This is a genomic window from Protofrankia sp. CiP1_Cm_nod3 (assembly GCF_982290655.1).
In genome coordinates this window covers 22,544-25,290 of the sequence record NZ_CEVIVD010000024.1, presented here as the reverse complement: position 1 = coordinate 25,290, position 2,747 = coordinate 22,544, and the positions used below count along the sequence as shown (strand labels likewise).

Sequence of the window (2,747 nt, the reverse complement as noted above, 5' to 3'; positions counted from 1 at the left end):
CCGTGTCCGTGTCCGTGTCCGTGTCCGTGTGCCGCGGTGGGCGCCGCGGTGGGCGTGGCGGTGGGCGTGGCAGGAGGCGTGGTGGCGGGCGTGACGGAGGTCGCGACCGGGCCGCACCCCCTGTCGGAGGCATCCTTCGCGATGAACGTGCAACCATCAGGGTCATGTGTGCGGCAGCGGTGGATCCGGCGGTGGATCCAGTGGAACCAGGCGGGACGTCCGAGGTGGGTGGGGTGCCCGGGCCACGCCCCGAGTTGCGCGACGCGCCGTTCCTGCGTGCCTGCAGGGGCGAGCCCGCCGAGCATGTTCCGGTGTGGTTCATGCGTCAGGCGGGCCGCGCGCTGCCCGAGTACCGCAAGCTGCGCGCGGGCACGGCGATGCTCGACTCCTGCCGTGATCCGGATATGGTGACAGAAATCACACTACAGCCGATACGCCGTTTCGGTACGGATGCCGCGATCCTGTTCTCCGACATCGTGCTGCCCCTGGTCGCCATCGGGGTGGACATCGACATCGTCGCCGGGGTGGGCCCGGTCGTCGCGGAGCCGGTCCGGGACGGTGCCGCGCTGGCCCGGCTGCGCCCGCTCGCCGGCGACGACGTCCCGTACGTGACCGAAGCCGTCCACACGCTCGTGCGCGAGCTGGGGCCGACCCCGCTGATCGGCTTTGCCGGGGCTCCGTTCACCCTGGCCAGCTATCTCGTCGAGGGCGGGCCGAGCCGGACGCACGCCCGCACCAAGCAGCTGATGTACAGCGCGCCGCAGGTGTGGCACGAGCTGGCCGACCGGCTCGCCGACATCACCATCGGTTACCTTCGGGTCCAGGTGGACGCGGGGGTGAGCGCGCTGCAGCTGTTCGACTCGTGGGCCGGGGCGCTGGACGAGGCCGACTACCGCCGCTACGTCCTGCCCCACAGCCGGCGGGTCCTCGAGGCGTTCGCCGGGGACGGCGTCCCCCGCATCCATTTCGGGGTGAACACCGGGGAACTGCTCACCGTCATGGCCGATGCCGGGGCCGACGTGGTGGGGGTGGACTGGCGGGTCCCGCTGGACGAGGCCGCCCGCCGGATCGGCCCGGGCCGGGCGGTGCAGGGCAACCTCGACCCGACCGCCGTCTTCGCGCCGCGTGACGTCCTCGCCGAGAAGGTCCATGACGTGTGCGCCCGCGGCGCCAAGGCGGACGGCCACGTGTTCAACCTCGGGCACGGCGTGCTGCCCGAGACCGACCCGGACGTGCTCGCCCACATCGTCGAGCTGGTGCACGAGTTCTGAGCACCGCCCGTCCGCCGGCCGTCGCTTTCCCGGGCACCGCTTTCCGGGAGCCACTCTCCTGGCCGGCGTCTTGCCGGCCAGGGCTCTCCTGATCGGTGCCCTTCCGGTCCCGGTGCCCTCCTGATCGTCATTCCGGCCGTCCGACGGGCGGGCTGGGCAGCCTCTGCCCGGTCAGCCGGCGGGGCGGCCAGGGCCCGGCCCCCGCCGCGCCATCGCGCGGCGCCGTGCGGCCCACGGCTCATGCGGCATCGTGCGGCCCGGGCGGCGCGGTGCGGCCCGCGCGGCATCGTGTGGCGCCTGGCACGGGAAGTCGGGCTGGAGCTGGCCGTCACGGGCGGCGCGGTGCGGCCCGGGCGGCATCGTGTGGCGCCGCACGGTATCCGCTGTGGCGCGGCGTAGGTCTTAAGTGACTTTATGCGATGTTATGTGACGCCGTGTGGGCGGCCGGGTGCCTTTCCTCACCCTTGCCGGGCAATCTTCGCCCGTCGCGGTCCGGCGGGCGGACGCGGGAGGAAACTGGTGCGGGTCACGCAACATGCGGCCGTCGGCCCGGGCCGGCACGCCGCTGGACAATGGCGGCCGGTGCGCGGACGGTGGCCAGGCGTATCGGGTGAGGTGGCCGTAACGGGAGGAGCGGGTCTGCATGCGGGTCGTCGTGGTCGGAGCGGGTGTCGCGGGGCTTGCGGCCGCCCATGCACTGCGGGGCCGAGCCCAGGTCACCGTCGTGGAGGCCGCCGACCGGGTCGGGGGCAAGCTGCGGACGACCCCGTTCGAGGGGCTCGAGCTTGAGGAGGGCGCCGAGTCGTTCCTCGTCCGGGTGCCGGACGCGGTGCGGCTGGCCCGTCATGTGGGCCTCGGCCACGACATCGTCCACCCGGCCACCACCAGCGCGTCGCTGCTGATCTCCGGCCGGCTGCGCCCGCTGCCGCCGCGGACCCTGCTCGGCGTCCCGACCGACGTGGTCGGCCTGCTGCGCTCCCGGGTGCTCTCCCCGGCCGGGCTCGTGCGCGCCGCGGCCGATCTGGTGCTGCCGCACACCCCGCTGCCGGCCGATCCCACGGTCGGCGGCTTCGTGGGTGCCCGGGTCGGCCGCCAGGTCGTCGAACGCCTGGTGGATCCGCTGCTCGGCGGGGTGTACGCGGGGCGGGCCGACGCCATGTCGCTGCGGGCCACGGTCCCGCAGCTGGCCCCGATCATGTCCGAGAGCCGTTCGCTGCTGCTCGGGGCGTACCGGGCGCGGGCCCGTACCGCGCCGGCCGACCCCGCGTCCGCCCCGGTGTTCGCCTCGGTGCGCGGTGGTCTGGGCCGCTTCGCCGCGGCCGTCGCGGACGCCAGCGAGGCGGAGATCCTGCTGGGGACGCGCGTGCGCAGGCTCAGCCAGACCGCCGCCGGCTGGCGGGTGAGCCTCGTCGGCCGTGGGCCGCGGGCCGTGCCGGACGGCGCCGGCGGTGACACCGGCGCGGGCACAGGCCCCGG

General features: G+C 74.7%; 2 protein-coding genes. Both read left to right on the top strand.

Annotated features, from left to right (window positions below; all coding sequences use genetic code 11):
• Positions 1-164: 164 nt before the first annotated feature.
• The gene (gene hemE, locus AC5LUJ_RS07460; RefSeq protein WP_250282126.1) at positions 165-1,271 is read left to right on the top strand and encodes a uroporphyrinogen decarboxylase; all 1,107 of its coding nucleotides are present in this window, start codon (positions 165-167) and stop codon (positions 1,269-1,271) included.
• 643 nt (positions 1,272-1,914) lie between these two features.
• The coding region (gene hemG, locus AC5LUJ_RS07455; protein ID WP_493464688.1) for a protoporphyrinogen oxidase at positions 1,915-2,747 on the top strand (833 nt) is incomplete at its 3' end.